The 23993-nt window shown below is 72.4% G+C and carries 22 protein-coding genes and 1 pseudogene; 5 read left to right on the top strand and 18 right to left on the bottom strand.

Annotation, left to right across the window (positions count from 1 at the left end; genetic code table 11):
- Positions 1-69: 69 nt before the first annotated feature.
- Positions 70-432: a hypothetical protein gene (locus ACZ573_RS26975; protein ID WP_471308541.1), complete on the top strand. Its 363-nt coding sequence runs from the start codon at positions 70-72 to the stop codon at positions 430-432.
- 33 nt (positions 433-465) lie between these two features.
- Here ACZ573_RS26975 and der read toward each other — a convergent pair whose 3' ends face one another.
- The 4 genes from der to ACZ573_RS26955 form a co-directional block, all read right to left on the bottom strand.
- Positions 466-1929 (bottom strand): ribosome biogenesis GTPase Der, encoded by a 1464-nt coding sequence (gene der / locus ACZ573_RS26970; RefSeq protein ID WP_301372070.1) that lies wholly within the window; start codon positions 1927-1929, stop codon positions 466-468.
- A gap of 76 nt (positions 1930-2005) precedes the next feature.
- Positions 2006-2593 (bottom strand): lysophospholipid acyltransferase family protein, encoded by a 588-nt coding sequence (locus ACZ573_RS26965; RefSeq protein WP_373041677.1) that lies wholly within the window; start codon positions 2591-2593, stop codon positions 2006-2008.
- Positions 2594-2649: 56 nt separating this feature from the next.
- Entirely contained in the window at positions 2650-3357 is a 708-nt protein-coding gene (gene cmk, locus ACZ573_RS26960; RefSeq protein ID WP_471308537.1) for a (d)CMP kinase, read from the bottom strand.
- Between the two features lie 158 nt (positions 3358-3515).
- Positions 3516-4604, bottom strand: coding sequence for a prephenate dehydrogenase (locus ACZ573_RS26955; protein WP_471308535.1), 1089 nt, complete (start codon positions 4602-4604; stop codon positions 3516-3518).
- A gap of 319 nt (positions 4605-4923) precedes the next feature.
- On the opposite strand from ACZ573_RS26955, the gene ACZ573_RS26950 reads away from it, so the two are divergent.
- The 3 genes from ACZ573_RS26950 (at position 4924) to ACZ573_RS26940 (ending at position 6544) form a co-directional block, all read left to right on the top strand.
- Positions 4924-5265: a DUF952 domain-containing protein gene (locus ACZ573_RS26950; RefSeq protein WP_471308532.1), complete on the top strand. Its 342-nt coding sequence runs from the start codon at positions 4924-4926 to the stop codon at positions 5263-5265.
- Positions 5266-5346: 81 nt separating this feature from the next.
- On the top strand, positions 5347-5835 hold the full coding sequence (locus tag ACZ573_RS26945; protein WP_471308528.1) for a Rieske (2Fe-2S) protein: 489 nt from the start codon (positions 5347-5349) through the stop codon (positions 5833-5835).
- A gap of 28 nt (positions 5836-5863) precedes the next feature.
- On the top strand, positions 5864-6544 hold the full coding sequence (locus ACZ573_RS26940) for a nucleotidyltransferase domain-containing protein (RefSeq protein ID WP_471308527.1): 681 nt from the start codon (positions 5864-5866) through the stop codon (positions 6542-6544).
- Positions 6545-6712: 168 nt separating this feature from the next.
- On the opposite strand, the pseudogene ACZ573_RS26935 reads toward ACZ573_RS26940, so the two are convergent.
- The 14 genes and pseudogenes from ACZ573_RS26935 to ACZ573_RS26870 form a co-directional block, all read right to left on the bottom strand.
- A pseudogene (locus ACZ573_RS26935) lies at positions 6713-6829 on the bottom strand (DNA polymerase beta superfamily protein); the annotation flags it as partial.
- Positions 6830-6832: 3 nt separating this feature from the next.
- Positions 6833-7843, bottom strand: a complete 1011-nt coding sequence (locus tag ACZ573_RS26930) for an ADP-ribosylglycohydrolase family protein (protein WP_471308524.1) — start codon at positions 7841-7843, stop codon at positions 6833-6835.
- Complete coding sequence (locus tag ACZ573_RS26925; protein ID WP_471308522.1) at positions 7840-8568, bottom strand: NUDIX hydrolase; 729 nt, start codon at positions 8566-8568, stop codon at positions 7840-7842. The genes ACZ573_RS26930 and ACZ573_RS26925 overlap by 4 nt, the downstream gene beginning before the upstream one ends.
- Positions 8565-9644, bottom strand: coding sequence for an AAA family ATPase (locus ACZ573_RS26920; RefSeq protein ID WP_471308521.1), 1080 nt, complete (start codon positions 9642-9644; stop codon positions 8565-8567). The genes ACZ573_RS26925 and ACZ573_RS26920 overlap by 4 nt, the downstream gene beginning before the upstream one ends.
- On the bottom strand, positions 9641-10249 hold the full coding sequence (pnuC, locus tag ACZ573_RS26915) for a nicotinamide riboside transporter PnuC (RefSeq protein WP_471308518.1): 609 nt from the start codon (positions 10247-10249) through the stop codon (positions 9641-9643). The genes ACZ573_RS26920 and pnuC overlap by 4 nt, the downstream gene beginning before the upstream one ends.
- A 145-nt stretch (positions 10250-10394) precedes the next feature.
- On the bottom strand, positions 10395-11822 hold the full coding sequence (locus tag ACZ573_RS26910) for a pseudouridine synthase (protein WP_471308516.1): 1428 nt from the start codon (positions 11820-11822) through the stop codon (positions 10395-10397).
- Positions 11822-12457 (bottom strand): SMC-Scp complex subunit ScpB, encoded by a 636-nt coding sequence (scpB, locus tag ACZ573_RS26905; protein WP_471308515.1) that lies wholly within the window; start codon positions 12455-12457, stop codon positions 11822-11824. The genes ACZ573_RS26910 and scpB overlap by 1 nt, the downstream gene beginning before the upstream one ends.
- The gene (locus ACZ573_RS26900; RefSeq protein ID WP_471308514.1) at positions 12454-13605 is read right to left on the bottom strand and encodes a segregation and condensation protein A; all 1152 of its coding nucleotides are present in this window, start codon (positions 13603-13605) and stop codon (positions 12454-12456) included. The genes scpB and ACZ573_RS26900 overlap by 4 nt, the downstream gene beginning before the upstream one ends.
- 303 nt (positions 13606-13908) lie before the next feature.
- Complete coding sequence (locus ACZ573_RS26895; protein WP_471308511.1) at positions 13909-14430, bottom strand: hypothetical protein; 522 nt, start codon at positions 14428-14430, stop codon at positions 13909-13911.
- Positions 14415-15533, bottom strand: coding sequence for a ParA family protein (locus tag ACZ573_RS26890; protein WP_471308509.1), 1119 nt, complete (start codon positions 15531-15533; stop codon positions 14415-14417). The genes ACZ573_RS26895 and ACZ573_RS26890 overlap by 16 nt, the downstream gene beginning before the upstream one ends.
- A 368-nt stretch (positions 15534-15901) precedes the next feature.
- Positions 15902-17017: an alanine dehydrogenase gene (ald, locus tag ACZ573_RS26885; RefSeq protein WP_471308507.1), complete on the bottom strand. Its 1116-nt coding sequence runs from the start codon at positions 17015-17017 to the stop codon at positions 15902-15904.
- 152 nt (positions 17018-17169) lie between these two features.
- Complete coding sequence (locus tag ACZ573_RS26880) at positions 17170-19158, bottom strand: tetratricopeptide repeat protein (protein ID WP_471308505.1); 1989 nt, start codon at positions 19156-19158, stop codon at positions 17170-17172.
- Positions 19159-19320: 162 nt separating this feature from the next.
- Complete coding sequence (locus ACZ573_RS26875) at positions 19321-19956, bottom strand: NUDIX domain-containing protein (protein WP_471308834.1); 636 nt, start codon at positions 19954-19956, stop codon at positions 19321-19323.
- An 83-nt stretch (positions 19957-20039) separates the two neighbouring features.
- Positions 20040-21677: a CTP synthase gene (locus ACZ573_RS26870; RefSeq protein WP_471308503.1), complete on the bottom strand. Its 1638-nt coding sequence runs from the start codon at positions 21675-21677 to the stop codon at positions 20040-20042.
- 479 nt (positions 21678-22156) lie between these two features.
- Here ACZ573_RS26870 and ACZ573_RS26865 point away from each other — a divergent pair, with 479 nt between their 5' ends.
- Complete coding sequence (locus tag ACZ573_RS26865) at positions 22157-23986, top strand: glycoside hydrolase family 15 protein (protein WP_390173241.1); 1830 nt, start codon at positions 22157-22159, stop codon at positions 23984-23986.
- The last annotated feature ends 7 nt before the right edge of the window (positions 23987-23993 follow it).

The raw sequence follows: 23993 nt of genomic DNA, 5'->3' as shown, positions 1-23993 counted from the left end.
TTCGTTGGCTGGTACGTGCATTCATACGACTCCTCCCGCGCCCCGTCCTATTCGAGCACCGTCCCCGCGATGCGTCCCGCACGGGACCGGGACACCCCTCCGGCCGTCTCGCACACCCCGATCTACGACACGCTGTACTCGGAGTACCTGCGCGCCTTCCGGGCGCTGCCGGGCGACCGTACGGGCGAGGAGGACCACGGGTTCACGTCCTTCTCCTACGGGGCCTCGTACACGGGCGGCAGCTCGTACGGCAGCGGTTGGAGCGGCTCCGCGTGGCAGCGCGTGGACGGCTGGCAGCCCTCGTACACCCCTCAGCCGCTGCCGGCGTACTCGTACGCGGGCAGCCCCGGATACGCCGACGGGCGGCAGCACCAGACCGGGATGACACACATCCCGGCGGCCCTGCCGCCCGCTCCGCGCCGGGGTTACTGACCCCGCTGAGTCCGCCGGAGTCCCCGCCCGGTCCTACTTCTTCTTCTTGTACTGGGCGCCGCGCTTCTCGCGCACCCGCACCGAGATGTGGATCGGGGTGCCGTCGAAGCCGAACTCCTCGCGCAGGCGGCGCTCGATGAAGCGCCGGTAGCCGTGCTCCAGGAAGCCGGAGGCGAAGAGGACGAACCGCGGCGGCTTGCTGCCCGCCTGGGTACCGAACAGGATGCGGGGCTGCTTGCCGCCACGGATCGGGTGCGGGTGGGCGGCGACGACCTCACCGAGGAAGGCGTTCAGCCGGCCGGTGGGGACGCGCGTCTCCCAGCCCGCCAGCGCCGTCTCGATCGCCGGGACCAGCTTCTCCATGTGGCGGCCGGTGAGCGCCGAGACGTTCACCCGGGGCGCCCACGAGACCTGCTGCATCTCGGTCTCGATCTCGCGCTCGAGGTAGTAGCGGCGCTCCTCGTCGAGCTCGTCCCACTTGTTGTACGCGATCACGATCGCGCGGCCCGCCTCGACGGCCATCGTGATGATGCGCTGGTCCTGGACGCTGATGGTCTCGGTGGTGTCGATCAGGATCACCGCGACCTCCGCCTTCTCGACGGCGGCGGCCGTGCGCAGGGAGGCGTAGTAGTCGGCGCCCTGCTGCAGGTGGACCTTCTTGCGGATACCGGCGGTGTCGACGAACTTCCAGGTGATGCCACCGAGTTCGATCAGCTCGTCGACCGGGTCGCGGGTGGTGCCGGCCAGCTCGTTGACGACGACGCGGTCTTCCTTCGCCACCTTGTTCAGGAGCGAGGACTTGCCGACGTTCGGGCGGCCGATCAGGGCGATGCGGCGCGGGCCGCCGGGGGCGGCGCCGCCGAAGGTCTGCGCGGGGGCCTCGGGCAGGGCCTCCAGGACGGCGTCGAGCATGTCGCCGGTGCCGCGGCCGTGCAGCGAGGAGACCGGGTGCGGCATGCCGAGGCCGAGCGACCACAGCGAGGCCGCGTCGGCCTCGCCGCTCTGGCCGTCGACCTTGTTGGCGCACAGCACGACGGGCTTGCCCGCCTTGCGCAGCAGCCGTACGACGGCCTCGTCGGTGTCGGTGGCGCCGACCTTGGAGTCGACGACGAAGACGACCGCGTCGGCGGCCTCGATGGCGTACTCGGCCTGGGCGGCGACGGAGGCGTCGATGCCGAGGACGTCCTGCTCCCAGCCGCCGGTGTCGACGACCTTGAAGCGGCGGCCGGCCCATTCGGCCTCGTACGTGACGCGGTCGCGGGTGACGCCGGGCTTGTCCTCGACGACCGCCTCACGGCGGCCGATGATCCGGTTCACCAGGGTCGACTTGCCGACATTCGGGCGGCCGACGACGGCGAGGACGGGAAGCGGGCCGTGACCGGCCTCCTCGATCGCGCCTTCGACCTCTTCGATGTCGAAGCCCTCTTCCGCGGCGAGCTCCATGAACTCCGCGTACTCGGCGTCGCCAAGTGCTCCGTGGTCGTGCTGGTCGTTCATGAAGTCCGTTCCTCGTCGTTCGTGGTGATCGGTGGTGCCCGCGCAGCGCGGTTCCACTACTGGTTTCAAGTCTCGCTCAGCGCCCGGTGAGGCGCTTGGCGTCGGCCAGGTGGGCGGTCAGCCGGTCCTGGATGCGTACGGTGGCCTCGTCCAGCGCGGTACGGGTCCGGCGGCCACTGCCGTCACCCGCGTCGAAGGCCGAGCCGAAGACGACGTCGACCCGGCTCTTGAGGGCCGGCAGGCCCTTGACGACCCGGCCGGGAGTGTCCCCGCTGCCCAGGACGGCCACCGGGACGATGGGCGCGCCGCTGCGGACCGCGAAGTACGCGAGACCGGCGCGCAGCGAGGCGAAGTCGCCCTCGCCCCGGGTGCCCTCGGGAAATATCCCCAGGGCCCCTCCATTGTCGAGCACGCCGAGGGCGCGGCCTATCGCCGTCCGGTCGGGGCCGCCGCGGTCGACCTTGACCTGCCCGATCCCTTCGAGGAAGGGGCCGAGCGGGCCCACGTACGCTTCCTTCTTGATCAGGAAGTGCAGCGGCCGGGGCGCGGTGCCCATGACCATGGGGCCGTCGATGTTGTGCGAGTGGTTCACGGCGAGGATGACGGGGCCCGAGGCGGGCACCTTCCAGGCCCCCAGTACGCGCGGCTTCCAGAGCCCGTACATGAGCCCGATTCCGATGCGCCTGCCGACCGCCGCACCCTTGAGGGAGGGCGCTTGGCTCACTTGCGGCCCGCCCGCTTCTCTTCCACCAGCGTCACGACGCACTCGATCACCTGGTCGAGCGTGAGTTCGGTGGTGTCCACCTCGACGGCGTCGTCGGCCTTGGCCAGCGGGGAGGTCTTGCGGCCGGAGTCGGCCGCGTCGCGCTTGATCAGCGCCTCCTTGGTGGCCGCGAGGTCGGCAGCCTCCTTGCCGCGGAGCTCGCCGCTGCGCCGGGCGGCGCGCGCCTCGGCGGAAGCGGTCAGGAAGATCTTGAGGTCGGCGTCGGGCAGTACGGTGGTGCCGATGTCCCGGCCCTCGACGACGATCCCCTCGGCCTCCTGGGCCGCCTCGGCGGAGATGGAGCGCTGCAGGTCGGTGATCAGGGTGCGCACCTCGGGGACGGCGCTGACGGCGCTGACCTTGGAGGTGACCTCCTGGGTCCGGATGGGACCGGCGGCGTCGAGGCCGTCCACGGTGATGGTGGGGGCGGCCGGGTCGGTGCCGGACACGATGGTGGGCTTGCCGGCGGCGATCGCGATGGCCTGCGGGTCGTCGGTGTCGACGCCGTTGGTGATCATCCACCAGGTGATGGCCCGGTACTGGGCGCCGGTGTCCAGGTAGCGCAGCCCGAGCTTGGCGGCCACGGCCTTGGAGGTGCTGGACTTGCCCGTGCCGGAGGGACCGTCGATGGCGACGATCACGGCGGACGGAGCTGCGGTTTCCACGGTGCGGGCACCTTCCTGGTTGCGCGTACGTGTCCGGGCGCGGCAAAGCGCCCCTCCCCAAGGTTACCGGCCCCGGACGGCCCCCGTCCCCGCCCTTCGTTCCGGGGGCCGGCCGGCCGCTCCGGGCTGCTCCGCCGCCCCGCCGCCCCGCCGCTCCGCTACTGCTGTCGCAGCGCCCAGCCCCGCTCGCGCAGCTCGGCGGTCAGGCCCGCCGCCGCCCGCGGCTCCACCATGAGCTGGACGAGGCCGGCCTGCTGGCCCGTCGCGTGCTCGATCCGTACGTCTTCGATGTTGACCCCGGCCCGCCCCGCGTCGGCGAAGATCCGCGCCAGCTCACCGGGCTGGTCGCTGATGAGCACGGCCACCGTCTCGTAGACCGTGGGGGCCGCGCCGTGCTTGCCCGGCACCCGGACCCGGCCCGCGTTCCCGCGGCGCAGCACGTCCTCGATGCCCGCGGCGCCGCCGCGCCGCTTCTCCACGTCGGCGGACTGCAGGCCCCGCAGCGCCTCCACGGTCTCCTCCAGGTCGGCGGCGATCCCGGCGAGGACGTCGGCGACCGGTCCCGGGTTGGCAGAAAGGATCTCCACCCACATCCGCGGGTCGGAGGCCGCGATCCGGGTCACGTCGCGGATGCCCTGCCCGCACAGCCGGACCGCCGTCTCGTCGGCCTCCTCCAGCCGGGCCGCGACCATGCTGGAGACCAGCTGCGGGGTGTGCGAGACGAGTGCCACCGCGCGGTCGTGGGCGTCGGCGTCCATGACCACCGGCACGGCCCGGGACAGGGCCACCAGCTCCAGTGCGAGGTTGAGCACCTCGTGGTCGGTGTCCCGGGTGGGGGTCAGCACCCACGGGCGGCCCTCGAAGAGGTCCGCGGTGGCGGCGAGCGGCCCCGACTGCTCCTTGCCGGCCATCGGGTGCGTCCCGATGTACGCGGTGACGTCCACGCCGAGCGCCGCCAGCTCCCGCCGCGGTCCGCCCTTGACGCTGGCCACGTCCACGTAGGCGCGCGCGACCCCGCGCCCGATCAGGTCGGCCAGGGTCGCGGCCACGTGGGCCGGCGGTACGGCGACGATCGCGAGGTCGACCTGCTCCTTGGGGGCCTCGTCGGTGCCGGCCCCGAGGGCGGCCGCCGTACGGGCCCGGTCCGGGTCGTGGTCGGCGAGGTGGACGGTGATCCCCCGGGCGGACAGGGCGAGCGCCGCGGAGGTGCCGATCAGTCCGGTTCCGATGACGACGGCGGTTCTCACGAGGCACTCCCAGGGGACGAAAAGGCGAGCTGACGGACTGTCCGGCCAGGGTATCCAGCACCCGCGGCACGAGGGCCCGACCGCCCATCCCGTGGGACGGCGGCCGGGCCCTCGTGCGGCGCTGCCGGACGGTCAGAACTTCTGCGCGCGGCCGAGCAGGGAGCCGAGGTCGTCACCCGCCATCGTCACGCCTTTCGCAGAGGGGCCGGGCCGCGCGGAAGCGGCGCTCCCGGCTTCGGGACACGGACAATGTCACCCATTGCGGACCATGCCGCCACCTGGCGCACACGTCCGCTCCCCCTGGGGTAGAACGATCCGCATGATCTTCCACATCGTCCCGCTCGCCGACTGGGCCGCCGCGCCCGAGCGCCCGTACGCCCCGCCCTCGCTGGAGGCCGAGGGGTTCGTCCACTGTTCCGCGGACCGGCCCACGGCACTCGCGATCGTCGACGCGCACTACCGGTCGGTACCCGGGATCCTGCTCGCGGTGGAGCTCGACGAGGGCGTGCTGACCGCCGAGGTCCGCCGGGAGAGTGATTCCGGTGGCCGATATCCACATGTTCACGGTCCGCTGAACCGGGAAGCCGTGATCCACGTGTGGGAGGTCGTACGCACACCCGGCAGCCCTGCCTCACTGGCCCCATGGGAACCGGGCCGATGAACCGGCGCGGCAGGCTTCACCTGAGGCCCGCCGCAGGCCAGGATGCTGCACGCCATCCGGCCACGAAGCGAGGAGAGACTCATGAGCGACCTCACGCACACCGCCCGGCGCACGGTACTGACGATCGGCGCGGCCGCCCTGGCCGGCGGCGCGATCAGCGCCTGCGGCAGCAACAGCGGCGAAAAGGCCTCCCCGGGGGAACCGAACGAGGTGCCCGCCCAGCCCGCCGAGCCCGCCGCCCCGGCGCCCGCCACGTCGGCGGACACGGGCGCCGCGGCCGGCAAGACCCTCACCAAGAAGGCGGACGTGCCGGTGGGCGGCGGCAAGGTCTTCAAGGAGGAGAAGGTCGTGGTCACCCAGCCCAAGGCCGGCACCTTCAAATGCTTCACGGCGGTCTGCCCCCACCAGGGGTGCCTGGTCAACAAGGTGGAGGACGGCACCATCGACTGCCCCTGCCACAGCAGCAAGTTCGCGATCGCCGACGGCGCGGTGACCAAGGGTCCGGCCACCAAGGGGCTGGCCGAGAAGAAGATCAAGGTCGCGGCGGACGGCAATATCTCGCTCGCATAGCGGCAGGTCAGACGCCTACGCTCCCGGGATGGACGATCTGACGCTGGTACGGGACCACACGGTCTACCGGTGCGTGATGGGCTCCCGGGCGTTCGGACTGGCGACGGAGGCGAGCGACACCGACCTGCGCGGTGTCTACCTCGCCCCGACGCCGCTGTTCTGGCGGTTCGAGAAGCCGCCCACGCACGTGGAGGGCCCGCGGGACGAGGAGTTCTCCTGGGAGCTGGAGCGCTTCTGCGAACTCGCCCTGCGGGCCAACCCGAACATCCTGGAGTGCCTGCACTCCCCCCTGCTGGAAGAGGTCACCCCGGTCGGTGAGGAACTGCTCTCCCTCCGCGGGGCCTTCCTCTCCCGCCGGGCCCACGCCAGCTTCAGCCGGTACGCGGCCTCCCAGCGCGGCAAGCTCCTCGCGGACGTCCGCGTCCACGGCGCCCCGCGCTGGAAGCACGCCATGCACCTGCTGCGCCTGCTGCTGTCCTGCCGTGACCTCCTGCGCACGGGCCGGCTGACCATCGACGCCGGCCCGTACCGCGACCGCCTGCTCGCGGTCCGCCGCGGCGAGCTCACCTGGGAGGAGGCCGACGCCTGGATGGCCCGTCTCCAGGAGGAGACGGAGAGCGCCCTGGCCTCCACCGTGCTGCCCGCGGAGCCGGACCACGCCCGGGTGCAGGACTTCCTGGTCCGCACCCGCCGCGCGTCAGCCGCGTAGCGTGCGCCGCCGTACGACGAACTCGTCGAGCGCGTCGTACGCCGTCGCCTGCTCGGGCAGCGCGGACGCGGCCTGCCCCGCGTCCAGCACGGCATGCAGCGCCTCGAAGTCCTCGCGTACGCCGCCGACGGGCGGGCCCTCGTAGCCCCCGTGCTCGGCGGCCGCCTTGTCGGAGTCCCGGGACGGGAAGCCGTACAGGTGCGCGCCGGAGACCGTGGCGAAGAGCAGCGGGTCGGGCTGCTCCGCCACGACGGGGGTCAGGTCGATACTCAGTGCGTCCAGCATGGGTCAAGCGTCCCAGAGGGCGCCGAAGGCCAGGAGTTCGTCCCGGTACTCGATGCGGCCCTCCCATTCGCGGGGCCAGACGTCCGCGCCGAGGTGGGCTCCGGCGAAGGCGCCCGCGAGGCAGGCGATGGAGTCGGAGTCGCCGCGCGTGCAGGCGGCCCGGCGCAGTGCGGTCAGCGGCTCGTCGGGGAAGAGCAGGAAGCAGTGCAGGGCGGTGGCGAGGGCTTCCTCGGCTATCCAGCCGTCGCCCGTGGTCAGGCAGGGGTCGGTCTCCGGGGAGGGGGACCGCAGGGCGGCCGCGAGCCGGTCGAGGACCGCCAGACACTCGTCCCAGCCCCGCGCGATGAAGGACGCCGGGGAGGCGTCGGACGCGGTCCGCATCCACAGGTCGCCGAGCCAGCGCTCGTGGTAGCGGGTGCGGTTCTCCAGGGCGTAGGAGCGCAGCCGTCCGACGAGCCCGGTCACCTCGGTGCCCTGGGCCAGCAGGTACACGGCGCGCGCGGTCAGGTCGGAGGCGGCGAGCGCCGTCGGGTGTCCGTGGGTGAGGGCCGACTGGAGCTGTGCGGCGCCGGCCCGCTCCTCCTCGGTCCACTCCGGTACCAGTCCGACCGGGACCACCCGCATGTTGGCGCCGCAGCCCTTGGAGCCGGTCTGGCTGGCGTCGCGCCAGTCCCGGTCCGGGGTGTCGAGCAGCCGACAGGCCGTCATACAGGTGCGGCCCGGGGCGCGGTTGTTGTCCGGGGAGTGGTACCAGTCGACGAACTCCTCGCGGACCGGCCGGGTCAGGCGCAGCGGGCCCACCGGGCCGCGCCCGGCCGCCGTGCGCATGCCGCGGGCCAGGGCGAGGGTCATCTGGGTGTCGTCCGTGACGATCGCCGGGCGCGGCAGGCTCATCTCGCGCCAGGGGCCCGTCTTGGCCAGGATCGAGGGCACGTCGTTGAACTCGGTCGGGAAGCCGAGGGCGTCGCCCAGGGCCAGGCCGATCAGGGCGCCCGTAGCGGCTCGCTTGGTCATCGGGTGGATCCTTCCGGTCGCAGCAGGGGAGGGTGGAGGGTGGTCGCCGGACCGGGCCGGTAGAGGGCGGCCGGTTTGCCGCGGCCGCCGGTCAGCCGGGCGGCGCCCGGCACGGCCTCGACGAATCCGGGCGTCGCGAGGACCTTGCGGCGGAAGTTGGGGCGGTCGAGGGTGGTGTTCCAGACGGTCTCGTAGACGGACTGCAGCTCGCCGAGGGTGAACTCGGGCGGGCAGAAGCCGGTGGCCAGGCAGGTGTACTCCAGCTTGGCGCCGATCCGCTCGCGTGCGTCCGCCAGGATCACCGCATGGTCGAAGGCGAGTTCCGAGACCTCGTCCAGCGCGGTCCAGCGGGCGTGCGCCGCGTCCCCGCCGCCCTCGGCCGAGGGTTCCGGCAGGTCGGGGACGAGGGCGGTGAAGGCCACCGAGACCACCCGCATCCGGGGGTCGCGGTCCGGTTCGCTGTAGGTGCGCAGCTGCTCCAGGTGGAGCGCGGCCACGAGGCGGTCCGGCAGGCCGGTCTCCTCGGCCAGTTCGCGCCGGGCGGCGGCCTCGGCGGACTCCCGCGGCAGGACGAACCCGCCGGGCAGCGCCCAGGCCCCGGCGTACGGTTCCTGGCCGCGCCGGATCAGCAGGACGTGCAGGGCGCCGCCGCGCACGGTGAAGACGGCCAGGTCGACGGTCACCGCGAACGGCTCGAAGGCGTACGGGTCATAGCCGGCGGTCATCGGTTCTCCGGAAGGGGGTCGGTGAAGTGCCAGCCCTCGGCCAGCAGCGCGTCCACGGCGCGGACGGCCACCTCCAGCCGGGCCGCCCGGTCCCCGCGTACGACGAGGAAACGCCGCCCGGTGCGCTCCAGTTCCGACCTGAACCGCTCGGTCATCCAGGGCCGCAGGTGCTCCCCGTCCCGCAGTCCGTCGTCCTCGAAGGGCACGTCGGCGTGGTCGGTGAGCAGGTACAGGTCGCGCCGGGTGAGGTCGGCGATCCGCTCGACCTCCGCGTTCCGGCCGCCCGTGTACCGCTCGTGCCAGATGGCGGTCGCGAAGGAGTCGGTGTCGCAGAACAGCACCGGGGAGCCGAGCCGGGCGGCGTGCTCCTCGTCCGCGTCCTGGCGGCGCGCGATGACCGGGAACTCCCGCGAGGTGAAGGACACGTCCGCCCAGGAGGCCGCCGGGTCGGCGGCGCGGGCCGCGGCCAGCTTCTCCTCGCTGTACCGGCGCCCGTACTCGGCGACCCAGCCCGTCTTGGCCCAGACGCCGCCGCGCCGCCGGTAGTGGTCCGCCAGGGCCCGCGAGAGCGTGGTGGTCCCGGTGGACTCCGCGCCGAGGACGACGACCCGCCGGGTCAGGGCGGCGCGGACGGCCGGCCCGAGGAACTCCCAGGAGCCGGCCGGGTCCTTGCGCACGGCCGTACCGGACACCGGGAACAGGGTCCGTTCCCGGTCCACGAGGACCTCCTCGGCGCCGAAGCGCCGGGCGAGCTCGCCGCCGTACTCCTCGGAGGTGAACACGGCGTCCACCCGCCCGGGGACGGCGCCGCGGAAGACGGCCATGTGCGCCTCCCAGATCTCCGGGTCGTGCAGGTCGACCGGGATGTCGTCCACGGCGCCGACGACGTCGGCCCCGGGGTGCGCCTCGCGCATCCAGGCGACCCGGTCGGCGAGCGGGACCGACTCGACGGAGGCCGCGCACACCAGCACGGTCAGCCGTTCGCACTGGTCCTGGGCGGTGCGTACGAGGTGGTGGTGCCCGGCGTGCGGCGGGTAGAACTTGCCGAGGACCAGGCCGTGCCCGTGGCGCCTCATGCCGTCGCCTCCGCCGCCGTACGGGCGTCCCGCGCGGGCAGGGTGCGCCGCCAGCCGAGGAGTCCGGCCACGCACAGGGCGAGGAAGCCCACGTAGAGGGCGGAGGTCAGGTAGAGCCCCTTGTACGCGTAGAGCGGGATGTAGACGAGGTCGGCGGCGATCCACAGCCACCAGGACTCCACGAGCTTGCGGCACTGTCCGTACGTGGCGGCGAGCGAGAGCCCGGTGGTAGCTGCGTCCCAGAAGGGCACGGTCGAGTCGGTGGCCCGGCTCAGCAGCAGGGTGAGGGCGAGCACCCCCACCGCCCCCGCCGCGGCGAGCGCGGCCCATTCGGTGCGCGTGGTGCGGCGTACCGGCAGGGCCTCGGCGGATCCTGGTCCACCCCCGTGGGTCCAGGACCACCAGCCGTAGGCGGCGAGGGCGATGAAGACGATCTGGAGCCCGGCGTCGGCGTAGAGGCCGGCCTGGGCGAAGAGCGCGATGAAGAAGACGTTGTTGGCGATCCCGATCGGCCAGTTGGCCACGTGCTGCCGGGCGACCAGCCAGACGCACAGGGCGCCGGTGGCGAAGCCCAGCACCTCGGTCCAGCTCATGGTCCAGCTCATGACGACCCCCCTCGGACTATTTAATGGTCAGATTGACTATAAACAGTGATCGGGGCCCCCGACAAGCAGAAAACCCGCGGCGCCCTGGGGCACCGCGGGTTTTCTGCGATCGGACCGGCCGCCTGCGCGGCGGCCGGCCTGCGTCCTAGAGACCGACCTCGCGCATCAGCATGCCGACCTCGGTGTTGGTCAGGCGGCGCAGCCAGCCCGACTTCTGGTCGCCCAGCTCGATCGGACCGAAGGAGGTCCGGACGAGCTTCTCGACCGGGAAGCCGGCCTCCGCCATCATGCGGCGGACGATGTGCTTGCGGCCCTCGTGGAGGGTGACCTCGACCAGGTAGTTCTTGCCGACCTGGTCGACGACGCGGAAGTGGTCGGCGCGGGCGTAGCCGTCCTCCAGCTCGATGCCGTCCTTGAGCCGCTTGCCGATCTCGCGCGGCAGCGGGCCGGTGATGGCCGCCACGTACGTCTTCTTCACGCCGTACTTCGGGTGCGTGAGGCGGTGGGCCAGCTCACCGTGGTTGGTGAGCAGGATGATGCCCTCGGTCTCGGTGTCGAGCCGGCCGACGTGGAAGAGACGGGTCTCACGGTTGGTGACGTAGTCGCCGAGGCACTGGCGGCCGTCCGGGTCCTCCATGGTGGAGACGACACCGGCGGGCTTGTTCAGCGCGAAGAACAGGTACGACTGGGTGGCGACGGTCAGGCCGTCCACCTTGATCTCGTCCTTCGGCAGGACGCGCTTGCCCTGCTCCAGCACGATCTCGCCGTTGACCTCGACGCGGGCCTGCTCGATGAGCTCCTCGCAGGCGCGGCGCGACCCCATGCCGGCGCGGGCGAGCACCTTCTGCAAGCGCTCACCCTCCTCCTCGGCGCCCGGGAAGGTCTTCGGGGTCTTGACCACGGGCTTGTCGGCGTACCGGTCGCGCACGCGCTCCTCGATCCGCGCGTCCAGCTCGCGCGGGCGGGACTGGCCGCTGCGGCTGCCGGGTCCGCTGCGCGGGCCGCCGGCGCCGCCGATGCCGGGGGTCTTGGAGGTCCGGGGACCGCCCTTGGCGCCGCCGCGCGCCGCGGCGCCGCGGGCACCGCCGCCGCCCGCCTTGGGGCCGCTGCGTCCGCTGCGCTCGCCCTCGGGGCCTACGTCGTAGCGGCGCTCCTCGGGACGCGGGTTGCGGATGCGGGGGGCCGGCTGGTCGCGGTCGCGCGAGTCGGAGCCGCCGCCCTGGTAGCCGCCACCGCCCTGGTAGCCGCCGCCCGAGCTGCCTCCGCGGGAGCCGCCACCCTGGTAGCCGCCGCCCTGGTAGCCGCCGCGGGAGCCGCCGGAGCTGCCTCCGCGGGAGCCGCCGCCGGAGCCGCCGGAGCTGCCGCCCCGGTAACCGCCGCCGGAGCTGCCGCCGCGGGAGCCGCCGCCGGAGCTGCCGCCGCGGGAGCCGCCGGAGCCGCTGCCACCGCCGGAGCCGCTCCCGCGGTAGCCACCGCCGCCGCTGGAGGAGCCGCCGCGGGAGTTACCGCGCCCGCCGCCACCGCCGCCGCTGTTCCTGTTGCCGCCACCGTTGCCGTTGCCGCTGCTTCGCATCAAAGTTCCGTCGTCTTGTCGTCGTCTGCATCTGTGTCCGGTGCGTCCGGATCGAACGACGGAACACCTTCCTGCGTCTCGGCTTCGATCGCCTCCGCCTCGGGGAGGAAGGGCGCGAGCTCCGGGAGCTCGTCAAGACCGCGCAGGCCCATCCGCTCCAAAAAGTGGTTCGTCGTCCTGTACAGGATCGCACCTGTTTCGGGTTCCGTCCCCGCCTCCTCCACCAGACCCCGCTGGAGGAGGGTCCGCATGACCCCGTCGCAGTTGACCCCGCGGACCGCCGAGACCCGCGATCGGCTGACCGGCTGGCGGTACGCGACGACCGCCAGGGTCTCCAGGGCCGCCTGGGTGAGCCGGGCCTGCTGGCCGTCCAGGACGAAGCCCTCCACGGCCGGCGCGTACGCGGCCCGGGTGTAGAACCGCCAGCCGCCGGCGACCAGCCGCAGCTCGAAGCCCCGGCGGGCGGCCGTGTACTCGTCGGCGAGCTCCCGCAGCGCCTGCGCGACCTCGCGCGGGGTGCGCTCCAGCACCTTGGCCAGGTGCGCCTCGGTGGCCGGCTCGTCCACCACCATGAGCACGGCCTCCAGGGCCGGCTTCAGCTCCAGCTCGGCCACCGCGCTCACGTCGCCGTTCACTCCTTCGCCTCCACGATCTGGTCGAACTCGTCGGTCACGGTCGGCATGCCGTCGCCGTCCCCGCCGCTCCAGCGCACGGTGAGGGTCTGCAGGGCCTCCTCCTGGTCGAGGACGACCGCCTTCTCCCGGTAGAGCTCCAGCAGGGCCAGGAAGCGCGCGACGACGGTGAGGGTGTCCCCGGCGTCCTCGGTGAGCTCCTGGAAGGTGGCCTCCCCGCGCGTCTTCAGCATCCGCACCACCAGCCCGGCCTGCTCGCGCACGCTGACCAGGGGGGCGTGGATGTGGTCCACGTACACCTGGGGCTTGGCCTTGGGCTGCATGGCCTTCACCGCGAGCCGGGCGAACCCCTCCGGCCCGATGCTGATGACGACCTCGGGCAGCAGGTCCGCGTGGTGCGGCTCCAGCCCGACCGTTCGCGGGTACCGCCTGCCCTCGGCCTCCGCGCGCCGCTCGAAGATCTCGGCGATCTGCTTGTACGCGCGGTACTGGAGCAGGCGCGCGAAGAGCAGGTCCCGGGCCTCCAGCAGGGCCAGGTCCGCCTCGTCCTCGACCTCGGCGACGGGCAGCAGCCGGGCGGCCTTCAGGTCGAGGAGGGTGGCCGCGACCACGAGGAACTCGGTGGTCTGGTCGAGGTCCCAGTCGGGCCCCATGGCGCGGATGTGCGCCATGAACTCGTCGGTGACCTTGGACAGCGCGACCTCGGTGACGTCGAGCTTGTGCCGCGAGATCAGCTGGAGCAGCAGGTCGAAGGGGCCCTCGAAGTTGGCGAGCCGCAGGGTGAACCGCCCGTCGCCGCCCGCGGGGGGCGCGGTCTCCAGGCGGACGGCCGCCCCGGCGTCCGGGCCCGGGTGGGACTCAGGGGGCTGCTGCTGCCCGGCTGCGGGCCCGGGGGAACGTTCCGGCTGGGTACCGCCCGCCACCGGCGCGGGGCGCGCAGCGGGCGCCTCAGGGGCTTCGGAGGCTTCGGTGGTCCCAGGGACCTCGGGCGCTCCGGGGACCTCGGGGGCCTCCGGGCTTCCCGGGCCTTCCGGGCCTTCGCGGTCCGCTCCCCCGTCGTACGCCTCCGGTCGCCGGGCCGCGTCGGGAGCGCCGGGGCCGCGGCCCAGGACGCGCCGGGTCGGTCGGCCGGGTTCGGCGGGGAAGGGCATCGCGGTCCAGGAGGTGCATGGGGGGCGGCGTGGAGGGCCGGGCGCCGTGGCCGCGGCCACCAGCAGCCTACGGGCTCCCCCGCACTCCCCGGTGGACCACCGCCCGGCACGGCGTCACCGCCGGACCGGCGCTCCCGCGGCGGGACGGAGTTCCGGGGGCCGGGGCTCAGATCGCCCGGAAGCCGGTCGTCGGGCGGACAGCCGCCGGGGCCCGGCTCCGGGAGAGCGCGCCGCGGGCCAAGGAGCGGCGCGCCGGCGGCCCGGACGGGCCGGGGCGTCGGCAGGGCGGGGCCCGCAGGGCGGTCAGCGGCCGCGCAGGCGTCGTACGAGGATGCTCGCGTCGCCGCGGGATTCCAGATCGGCGAGGACGACCGCGACCGCCTCGCGGACGATGCGGCCCCGGTCCACCGCCAGTCCGTGCTCCCCGCGCAGCACCAGCCGCGCGTGTTCCAGGTCCATGAGCTCCTCGGCGGAGACGTAGACCGTGATCTTCTCGTCGTGGCGTTCGCGGCCGCTGGGGCGCCGGTTCGCGCCCCGGCCCTGCCCCTTGCCCCGGCGGCCCGCGCCGGCCGGGGCGGACCCCACGGCGCCGGCCGGTCCGGCAGAACCTTCCTGCGGCCGCCTGGGCTGCCCCACGACGGGCCCGCCGGCGTCCGCGGCCTCCCGGCCGCGGCCCTCACCCGCCGCGCCTTCGGCCGAAGTGGCCGAGTGTTCCGCGGCGGGCGTCTCCTCGACCCCGCGCCGCGGTGAGGACGACTGGAGTGCCATCCCCCCGGTCGTACGGAACAGTTCGTCGGCTCCGGGCAGACTCACTCGGCGGGACACCGGGCGAGCACCTCCCTGGCCAGCTGGCGGTAGGCGGCGGCGCCGACGGAGTTGGACGCGTACGTCGTGATCGGCTCACCGGCGACCGTGGTCTCCGGGAAGCGCACCGTGCGGCCGATGACCGTGTGGTAGACGTGGTCGTCGAAGGCCTCGACGACGCGCGCCAGCACCTCGCGGCTGTGCACCGTACGGGAGTCGTACATCGTGGCGAGGATGCCGTCGAGTTCCAGCTCGGGGTTGAGCCGCTCCTGCACCTTCTCGATGGTCTCGGTCAGCAGCGCCACGCCGCGCAGCGCGAAGAACTCGCACTCCAGCGGGACGATGACCTTATGAGCCGCCGTCAGGGCGTTCACGGTCAGCAGGCCGAGCGAGGGCTGACAGTCGATCACGATGTAGTCGTAGTCGGCCATCAGGGGCTTCAGGGCCCGCTGCAGGGTGGACTCGCGCGCGACCTCACTGACCAACTGCACCTCGGCAGCGGACAGGTCGATGTTGCTCGGCAGCAGGTCCATGTTGGGGACCGCCGTCTTGAGTAGCACCTCGTCGGCCGACATGCCCCGCTCCATGAGCAGGTTGTAGACCGTCAGGTCGAGTTCCATCGGGTTCACGCCGAGACCCACGGACAGCGCGCCCTGCGGGTCGAAGTCGACGAGCAGCACGCGGCGCCCGTACTCGGCGAGCGCGGCACCCAGGTTGATGGTCGACGTGGTCTTGCCCACGCCGCCCTTCTGGTTGCACATCGCGATGATCTTCGCCGGACCGTGGTCGGTCAGCGGACCCGGGATCGGGAAGTACGGGAGCGGGCGTCCGGTCGGGCCGATCCGCTCACGGCGCTGACGGGCAGCGTCGGGCGCGAGAGTGGCCGCGTACTCGGGGTCCGGTTCGTACTCCGCGTCGGGGTCGTAGAAGTGCCCCTCGGGCACATTGTCGTAGTCGGCGAAACCCGCGGGCTTTTCGCCGCTCAGGTCGCCGGCCCTGGAGTTCACGTCTAGGCCGTCCATGCTCTTTTGGGGCGTCGTCATGTGCTGGTGGTTTGCGAAGGTGCGTACTGCGACGGAGCCGACAGCTTCGAGCCCGCTAGGGCCCTGGCCCCGCTCAGGCATCCCTGCTCGACCACCCCCAGGAGCAAATGTCGACTCATTCACAAGTCGTCTTACCTCCTCGGACGTGACCAGGACACTTATCGATAGGTCAGCGTGGCACCATGCCGACGGTTGGCGACTCTATGGCGTGTCACCGCCCAGCGGCAACACAATCCGCCGGACCCGGCACGATGTGTCGGCAACCGAACACCACTCTGTCAAGGGCGCACGAGCTGTCGCTGCGAAGTTTCGCGGGTGCGCGAAAGGGTTAAAGGGTTACGTTCGAGGCGAGTTGAGCGGGGTCCCTGGGCACACCGCAAACGCGCCCGGCCGGACCTTGCGGGCAAGGTCCGGCCGGATACGTGAGATTGACGTCAGTCGTTGACGTGTCAGCCGAGCAGCGTGCTCAGCTCGAGGGTCTCGAGGCCGTGGGCCTCGGCGACGGGACCGTAAACGACCTGGCCGTCATGGGTGTTGAGGCCCAGCGCGAGCGCGGCGTCACGACGCAGCGCCTCGGCCCAGCCGAGGTTGGCGAGCTGCACGATGTAGGGCAGCGTCGCGTTCGTCAGCGCATAGGTGGAGGTGTTCGGAACCGCGCCCGGCATGTTGGCGACGCAGTAGAAGACCGAGTTGTGGACCATGAAGGTCGGCTCGGCGTGAGTGGTCGGACGGGAGTCCTCGAAGCAGCCGCCCTGGTCGATCGCAATGTCGACAAGGACACTTCCGGGCTTCATCTTGGCGACGAGCTCGTTGGTGACCAGCTTCGGGGCCTTCGCACCCGGGATCAGCACCGCGCCGATGACGAGGTCGGCCTCGACGACGGCCTTCTCCAGCTCGAAGGCGTTGGAGACGATCGTCTTGATCTTCGTGCCGAAGATCTTGTCGGCCTCGCGGAGCTTGTTGATGTCGCGGTCGAGCAGGGTCACGTGGAAGCCCATGCCGATGGCGATCTGCGCGGCGTTCCAGCCGGAGACGCCGCCGCCGATGACGACGCACTCGCCGGCGTGGGTGCCGGGGACACCGCCCGGGAGGACGCCGCGGCCGCCGGCCGAGCGCATCAGGTGGTAGGCGCCGACCTGCGGGGCCAGGCGGCCCGCGACCTCGGACATCGGGGCGAGCAGCGGGAGCGCGCGGTTGGCGAGCTCGACCGTCTCGTAGGCGATGGCGGTGGTGCCGGACTCCAGCAGGGCGTCCGTGCACTCGCGGGAGGCCGCCAGGTGCAGGTAGGTGAAGAGCGTCTGGTCCTTGCGGAGGCGGTGGTACTCCTCCGCGATGGGCTCCTTGACCTTCAGCAGCAGGTCGGCGGTCGCCCAGACCTCGTCCGCGGTACCGAGGATCTCGGCGCCGGCCGAGACGTACTCGGCGTCCGTGATCGAGGAACCCACACCGGCGTTCTGCTCGATGAAGACCTGGTGGCCGTTACGGACCAGCTCATGCACGCCGGCGGGCGTGATGGCGACCCGGAACTCGTTGTTCTTGACCTCGCGGGGGATGCCGACCTTCATCGTCGATCACGGTCCTTGGCTCAGGGGATATTACGGGGCACTTCCATACATACCCGCCCACAAGAACGCGCAACGGGATGCACCACGGGATGCCGCGGTGAACCCAGTCTAATGAAGGATGAGTCGCTGTCTAGCCTTGCAAACCAATAATCTCAGTCGGAAGCACTACGGATTTCGCAGGCTGCGGGGTCATCTCCCAGCAATCTGTCGGCTGCGGAGCGGTGCAGCCTGGCGGCCGCGGGGTCCCCCAGCCTGTCCAGCGTGTCGGCCAGCCGGACCTGCAGTGCGGCCTGAAGTCGCTGGTCGCCCGCCCTGCGGGCGAGCTCCACCGCCTCGCGGCAGGTGTGCAGCGATTCCTCGGGCCGGCCGGCGTACTCCTGGACCCGGGCCATCTCGCTCAACGCCTTGGCCTGACCGGGGACATCGGCCAGCTTCCGGTAGCCCGCGGCGGCCGCCCGCCAGTTGCGCAGCGCGTCCCCGTACCGCCCCGCGTAGGTGTGGACGTTCCCGAGCCGCCCGTACAGCCTGGCCTCGTCCGCGCGCTCGCCCCGCGCGAGGGCCTGGGAGAGCGCCCGGCCGAACCAGTCGGAGGCCCGGTGCCAGTCCGCCAGCTCCTGGTAGGCGCCGCCTACGGATTCCATCGCGCGGCCCGTCGCGTACGGGTCGTTCGCCGCCCGTCCGGCGTCCAGCGCCGCCCGGTAGCGCTCCAGGGCCTCATGGGTCCGGCCGGTCTCGGCGTCCAGGTCGGCCAGGTTCAGCAGCGCCGCGGCCTGCTCGCGGCGCAGGTTGCGCCGCTCGGCCACGTCCAGGACCAGGCGGTGCAGCCCGTACAGCTCGGGGGCGGCCCCGGCCGTGCCCCGGTGGTCCGCCAGCGCCCGTACGAGGGCCGCGACCAGCCGGCGGGCCAGGGTGTCCAGCTCCCCGTCGGCCACGGCCAGGGAGGCGGCCGCGGTGAGCGCGGGCAGCCGGGTGTCCAGCCAGGTGGCGGCGGCCCGCCGGTCGGGGAACCGCAGGGCGCGCGGCAGGCCGTCCAGCAGCTCGCGGAGGCCGTCGTCGACGGCGGCGTCCACCCCGGGCTCCGCGGCCTCGGCCATGGCCCGGCAGGAGTGCAGCAGCCGTACGGTGCGCTCCAGCATCCGGGCCCGGGCCAGCTGGACCTCGGCGGGGCGTTCCTTGGCCTCCAGGAGGGCCTGGAGCAGCGGTGCGAGGCAGCCGGGCAGCAGGAAGATGCCGTCGCGGGAGGGGCGGACGAGGCCCAGGCCGGCGAAGTCGTCCAGGGTGGACTGGGCGGCGGCCACGGAGCAGCCGGCCAGGGCGGAGGCGGTGTGCGAGTCGACGATGCCGGCCGGGGCGAGCGGCAGCAGCCGCAGGGTCCGCTGGGCGGGCTGCGGCAGGGACTCGTACACGAGCCGGAAGCCGCGGGCGAGCGGGCCGCCGGTGGTGGCGGGCATGTCGTGGAGCTGCTTGGCCACGTCGGCGACGGAGGCCTTGGGGTGGGCGGCGAGCCACCCGCCGACGAGGACGAGCGCGGCGGGCTGTCCCCCGCACTCCTCGGCGAGGGCCTCGGCGGCCCGGGGGTCGGCGGTGACGCGGGTGTCGCCGATGCGCTGGGCGAGCAGTTCCACGGCGGAGGGGGTGTCGAGTCCGCCCAGGGTGCAGGGCCGGACGTCGGGGATCCCGGTGAGCGGCCCCTCGGCGGTGACCACGACGAGGCACTCGGGGGTGTCCGGCAGCAGGGCGTCCACCTGCTGGGGGTCGGCGGCGTCGTCGACGAGGATGATGACCCGGCGGCCTTCGAGGGCGGTGCGCAGGGCGGAGCTCAGCTCGTCCTCACCGGCCCCGGGCGGGGTGGGCCGCCCGAGTCCCTCCAGCAGGCTCCGGACGGCCCGCTCGGTGGCCACGGTCTCCCCGCCGGGGGCGGTGAGGCGGGTGCGGATGACTCCGTCGGGGTACTCCTCGGCGACCTCGTGCACGAAGGCCTCGGCGAGGGCCGTGCGCCCGGAGCCGGGCCGCCCGGCGACGAGCAGCACCCGGGCCCGGGGCGCCTTGGCCTTGCGGCCGGAGAGGGTGTCGAGCCCGGTTCGCGCGATGTCCTCGCGCAGCTCCTTGAGCTCACGCCGCCGCCCGACGAAATCCGCCACGGATCCGCTCCTCTCCCTGCCACCGGATTGCGAGCGTAGTTCACGCAGAGCGACGACCCGGGTGGAGCGCGGCGGGCAAATCCCCCAATCGGATCAGCAGATGGACCTATTTTTCACGCCCCGCTCGCGCGGCGCGCCCGGCCGGTGTCCTGCGGGCACCCTTCACGCCTCGTAGGGGCGGGCCGGCCAGGGGGCGAGGGCCGGGCGCAGGGCGTCGATGCCGCCCTCGGAGGCGAGGGCCGCCGCGAGGGCCAGAACCCCGGTCACCAGACCCGGATTGTGCAGCTCGCCCGCGAGCACTCCGCGGACCAGGTCCGCGAGCGGGACCCGGGCGATCTCCATGTCCGCCTCCTCCTCGGAGACCGCGTACCGCTCCCCCTCGGCCTCCGCGAGATCCCGCGCGAGGAAGATCCGGACGGCCTCGTCGGATCCGCCGGGCGAGGTGAAGAAGTCGGCCAGCACCCGCCAGTCGCCCGCCTTGGCGTGCGCCTCCTCGTACAGCTCCCGCTGGGCAGCGTGCAGCGGGTTCTCGCCGGGTACGTCCAGCAGTCCGGCCGGGAGCTCCCACAGCCGGTGCCGCACCGGGTGGCGGAACTGCTTGAGGACCAGCACCCGCTGTTCCTCGTCGAGGGCGAGGACGCACACCGAGCCCGGGTGCACCTGGTAGTCGCGGCGCACCACCGAGGAGTCCGGCATCCGCACCTGGTCCGACTTCACGGCCGTCTTCGCGCCCTCGAACGGGGTCCGCGAGGCGACGACCTCCCACGACTCCGGTGTGTCCACGATGTCGTTGCCCATGACCATGGCCGATACCTTCCCCGAGAACGCGACAGCCGGGACACGGTCCGTGCCCCGGCTGCCTACGTTATGCGGTCAGGCTCTCACTTCGCGGACTGCTGCCGCTCCACGGCCGCCTTCACCAGGCCGGCGAAGAGCGGGTGCGGGCGCGTCGGGCGCGAGCGCAGCTCCGGGTGGGCCTGGGTGGCCACCAGGTAGGGGTGCACCTCGCGCGGGTACTCGACGTACTCGACGAGCTTGTTGTCCGGGGAGGTGCCGGAGAAGACGAGGCCCGCCTTCTTCTCCAGCTCGCCGCGGTAGGAGTTGTTGACCTCGTAGCGGTGCCGGTGGCGCTCGTCCACGTAGGCCTCGTCGCCGTAGACCTCACGGACGATGGAACCCTCGGCGAGCTTGGCCGGGTACATGCCCAGGCGCATCGTTCCGCCCAGGTCGCCCGCGCCCTCGACGAAGGCCAGCTGCTCCTCCATGGTCGAGATGACCGGGTGCGGGGTGGAGGCGTCGAACTCGGTGGAGTTGGCGTCCTCGATGCCCGCGAGGTTGCGCGCGGCCTCGATGACCACGCACTGCAGACCCAGGCACAGGCCGAGCAGCGGGATCTTGTTCTCTCGGGCGTAGGTGATCGCGCCGACCTTGCCGTTGACGCCGCGGTCGCCGAAGCCGCCGGGCACGCAGATCGCGTCCACGTCGCCGAGCTGGGCGGCGGCGCCCGCCGGGGTCTTGCAGTCGTCGGAGGTGACCCACTTGATCTGGACCCGGGCCTTGTTGGCGAAACCGCCGGCGCGCAGCGCCTCGGTCACCGACAGGTAGGCGTCGGGCAGGTCGATGTACTTGCCGACGAGCGCGACCTTGACCTCGTGGTCGGGGTTGTGGACCCGGTCGAGCAGGTCCTCCCACACCGTCCAGTCGACGTCGCGGAACGGCAGGTCGAGCTTGCGCACGACGTACGCGTCGAGGCCCTCGGTGTGCAGCACCTTCGGGATGTCGTAGATCGACTTGGCGTCGATCGCCGCGACCACGGCCGCCTCGTCCACGTCGCACATCAGCGAGATCTTGCGCTTGATGGAGGTGGGGACGTCACGGTCGGCGCGCAGCACGATGGCGTCGGGCTGGATACCGATGTTGCGCAGGGCCGCGACCGAGTGCTGGGTCGGCTTGGTCTTCAGCTCGCCGGAGGGGCCGATGTAGGGCAGCAGCGAGATGTGCACGACGAAGACGTTGTCGCGGCCGACCTCGTGGCGGACCTGGCGGACGGTCTCCAGGAACGGCAGCGACTCGATGTCGCCGACGGTGCCGCCGACCTCGGTGATGACGACGTCGACGTCCTCGGTCGCCATGCGGCGGATGCGGTGCTTGATCTCGTTGGTGATGTGCGGGATGACCTGCACGGTGTCACCGAGGTACTCGCCGCGGCGCTCCTTGGCGATGACCGTGTTGTAGACCTGGCCGGTGGTGACGTTGGCCGAGCCGTCGAGGTCGACGTCGAGGAAGCGCTCGTAGTGGCCGATGTCCAGGTCGGTCTCGGCGCCGTCGTTGGTGACGAACACCTCGCCGTGCTGGAACGGGTTCATGGTGCCGGGGTCGACGTTCAGGTACGGGTCGAGCTTCTGCATCGTGACCCGCAGACCGCGCGCCTTCAGCAGCGCACCCAGGCTGGAGGCCGTCAGGCCCTTGCCGAGGGAGGAAGCGACACCCCCGGTGACGAAGATGTGCTTGGTCGTCATGGCTGTGCTGTTTCGAAAAGCAGCGGGCGGCGTCGCCAAGAGGGGGCTCCCGTGGTCGCGAGGTGAGGTGCGTCCGGCGCCGGCCACCGTCGATCCGGAAGGGTCTCAGGGGGCGCCGAAGCTGCGGTTTCGGGGCTCCTGATTCGCACAGGCAGACCACCGGTCCACGGGGTACCAGCCTATCAGCGCCCGGAGCGGTCCGCCTCCGGGCACGCGGCGCGCACGCTCGGTGCGGGGGCGCCCAAGTGCGCCGGGGCGGCATCGCCGCTGTTCACCCGTTCGGCCCAACCGCATTCTCCACAGGCTCACGGAGATCACTAGGGTGCCGTCATATCCTGCTCGGATATTGCACACATCACCGCCGGGCAGTCCGTCAGACGGCCTAACCGAGCCGATATACGGAATCATGGGCTCACGCGGAGATCCCTGCACACAGGAGACCGCGCAACCGCGCAATGCAAGCGCCCTTCGGGGCGGACGTGGCCGTTCGACTGGAGATGCACGTGTCCGGGCGCATCGAGGATTACGCACTGATCGGGGACATGCAGACCGCGGCACTGGTCTGCCGGGACGGAGCGGTGGACTGGCTCTGCCTCCCACGCTTCGACTCGCACGCCGTGTTCGCGAGCATTCTCGGCACCGAGGATCACGGGTTCTGGCGGATCGGCCCGTCGTTCCCGGCGGGTACCGAGGCCCCGCGCGCGACCCGCCGCCGCTACCGCGGTGATTCGCTGGTGCTGGAATCGGAGTGGGACACCCCGCGCGGCAAGGTCCGCGTGATCGACTTCATGCCGCCCCGTGAGGATCACGCGCCGCAGCTGATCCGCATCGTGGAGGGCATCAGCGGGCGCGTGCCGATGCACTCGGCCCTGCGGATGCGCTTCAGCTACGGGCGGGTCGTGCCGTGGGTGCACAAGGTCGACGGGCGCACCGTGGCCGTGGCCGGCCCCGACTCCGTCTGGCTGGACGCCGACGCGCAGACCTACGGCAAGGACCTGACGACGTACTCCGACTTCACCGTCGGCCCCGGCGACCGGAAGGCCTTCAGCATCAGCTGGCAGGCCTCGCACCGTGACGCGCCCGAGACCCCCGACGCCGAGGCGGCCCTGGAGTCGACCGCCGAGTTCTGGCGCGAGTGGGTCGAGCAGTGCACGTACCACGGGCCTTACCGGGAGGCCGTGATCCGCTCGCTGATCACCCTCAAGGCCCTCACGTACGGGCCCACGGGCGGGATCGTCGCCGCGCCCACCACCTCCCTCCCCGAGGAGATCGGCGGGGTCAGGAACTGGGACTACCGCTACACCTGGCTGCGGGACGCTGCCATCACCCTCTCCTCGCTGCTGCGCACCGGATACCGCGAGGAGGCCCGCGCCTGGCGCGAGTGGCTGCTGCGCGCGGTCGCCGGCGACCCGGAGAACCTGCAGATCATGTACGGGATCGCGGGCGAGCGGGAGCTCGGCGAGACCGAGCTGGACTGGCTGCCCGGCTACGAGAACTCCCGCCCGGTCCGCGTCGGCAACGGCGCCGCGGGCCAGCTCCAGCTCGACGTGTACGGCGAGGTCACCGAGGCCCTGCACCTGGGCCACATGACCGGGCTCGCCCGCAGCGACTACGCCTCGCTGCTCCAGCTCAAACTGATCCGCTACCTGGAGACCCACTGGGACCAGCCGGACGAGGGCATCTGGGAGGTGCGCGGCCCGCGCCGCCACTTCGTGCACTCGAAGGTGATGGCCTGGGTGGCCGTGGACCGCACGATCAAGCTGATCGAGAGCGGGGACGCGGACGGCCCGCTGGAGCGGTGGCGCGAGCTGCGCGACGAGATCCACCAGGACGTGTGCGAGAAGGGCTACGACAAGGAGCGCAACACCTTCACCCAGTCGTACGGGTCGAAGGAGCTGGACGCCTCCCTGCTGCTGATTCCGCAGATGGGCTTCCTGCCGCCGGACGACAAGCGGGTCATCGGCACCATCGAGGCGATCCAGCGCGAGCTGTCCACGCCCGACGGTTTCATCCTGCGCTACCCGACGGCGGGCGAGGAGGCCGGCGTGGACGGCCTGGAGGGCGACGAGGGGGCCTTTCTGGCCTGCTCGTTCTGGATGGCCGACGACCTGGCGATGATCGGCCGGGTGGACGAGGCGCGGCGGCTGTTCGAGCGGCTGCTGTCGCTCCGCAACGACCTGGGTCTGCTCGCGGAGGAGTGGGACCCGCGGCTCCAGCGGCAGGTCGGGAACTTCCCGCAGGCCTTCAGCCACGTTCCGCTGATCGACACGGCCCTGCGGCTGACGGCCAGCGGGGCGTACGGAGGCTAGGACGGCC

This window comes from Streptomyces sp. NPDC040545, from assembly GCF_055595065.1.
This window is presented reverse-complemented; position numbering and strand designations above follow the sequence as displayed.

Bases quoted from the DNA above. Each gene is read 5' to 3' on its own strand.
- ACZ573_RS26975 (WP_471308541.1), top strand. From the start codon at position 70: ATGCGTCCCGCACGGGACCGGGACACCCCTCCGGCCGTCTCGCACACC.
- der (WP_301372070.1), bottom strand. From the start codon at position 1,929: ATGAACGACCAGCACGACCACGGAGCACTTGGCGACGCCGAGTACGCG.
- ACZ573_RS26965 (WP_373041677.1), bottom strand. From the start codon at position 2,593: ATGTACGGGCTCTGGAAGCCGCGCGTACTGGGGGCCTGGAAGGTGCCC.
- ACZ573_RS26950 (WP_471308532.1), top strand. From the start codon at position 4,924: ATGATCTTCCACATCGTCCCGCTCGCCGACTGGGCCGCCGCGCCCGAG.
- ACZ573_RS26945 (WP_471308528.1), top strand. From the start codon at position 5,347: ATGAGCGACCTCACGCACACCGCCCGGCGCACGGTACTGACGATCGGC.
- ACZ573_RS26940 (WP_471308527.1), top strand. From the start codon at position 5,864: ATGGACGATCTGACGCTGGTACGGGACCACACGGTCTACCGGTGCGTG.
- ACZ573_RS26930 (WP_471308524.1), bottom strand. From the start codon at position 7,843: ATGACCAAGCGAGCCGCTACGGGCGCCCTGATCGGCCTGGCCCTGGGC.
- ACZ573_RS26925 (WP_471308522.1), bottom strand. From the start codon at position 8,568: ATGACCGCCGGCTATGACCCGTACGCCTTCGAGCCGTTCGCGGTGACC.
- ACZ573_RS26920 (WP_471308521.1), bottom strand. From the start codon at position 9,644: ATGAGGCGCCACGGGCACGGCCTGGTCCTCGGCAAGTTCTACCCGCCG.
- pnuC (WP_471308518.1), bottom strand. From the start codon at position 10,249: ATGAGCTGGACCATGAGCTGGACCGAGGTGCTGGGCTTCGCCACCGGC.
- ACZ573_RS26910 (WP_471308516.1), bottom strand. From the start codon at position 11,822: ATGCGAAGCAGCGGCAACGGCAACGGTGGCGGCAACAGGAACAGCGGC.
- ACZ573_RS26900 (WP_471308514.1), bottom strand. From the start codon at position 13,605: ATGCCCTTCCCCGCCGAACCCGGCCGACCGACCCGGCGCGTCCTGGGC.
- ACZ573_RS26890 (WP_471308509.1), bottom strand. From the start codon at position 15,533: ATGCCTGAGCGGGGCCAGGGCCCTAGCGGGCTCGAAGCTGTCGGCTCC.
- ald (WP_471308507.1), bottom strand. From the start codon at position 17,017: ATGAAGGTCGGCATCCCCCGCGAGGTCAAGAACAACGAGTTCCGGGTC.
- ACZ573_RS26875 (WP_471308834.1), bottom strand. From the start codon at position 19,956: ATGGGCAACGACATCGTGGACACACCGGAGTCGTGGGAGGTCGTCGCC.
- ACZ573_RS26870 (WP_471308503.1), bottom strand. From the start codon at position 21,677: ATGACGACCAAGCACATCTTCGTCACCGGGGGTGTCGCTTCCTCCCTC.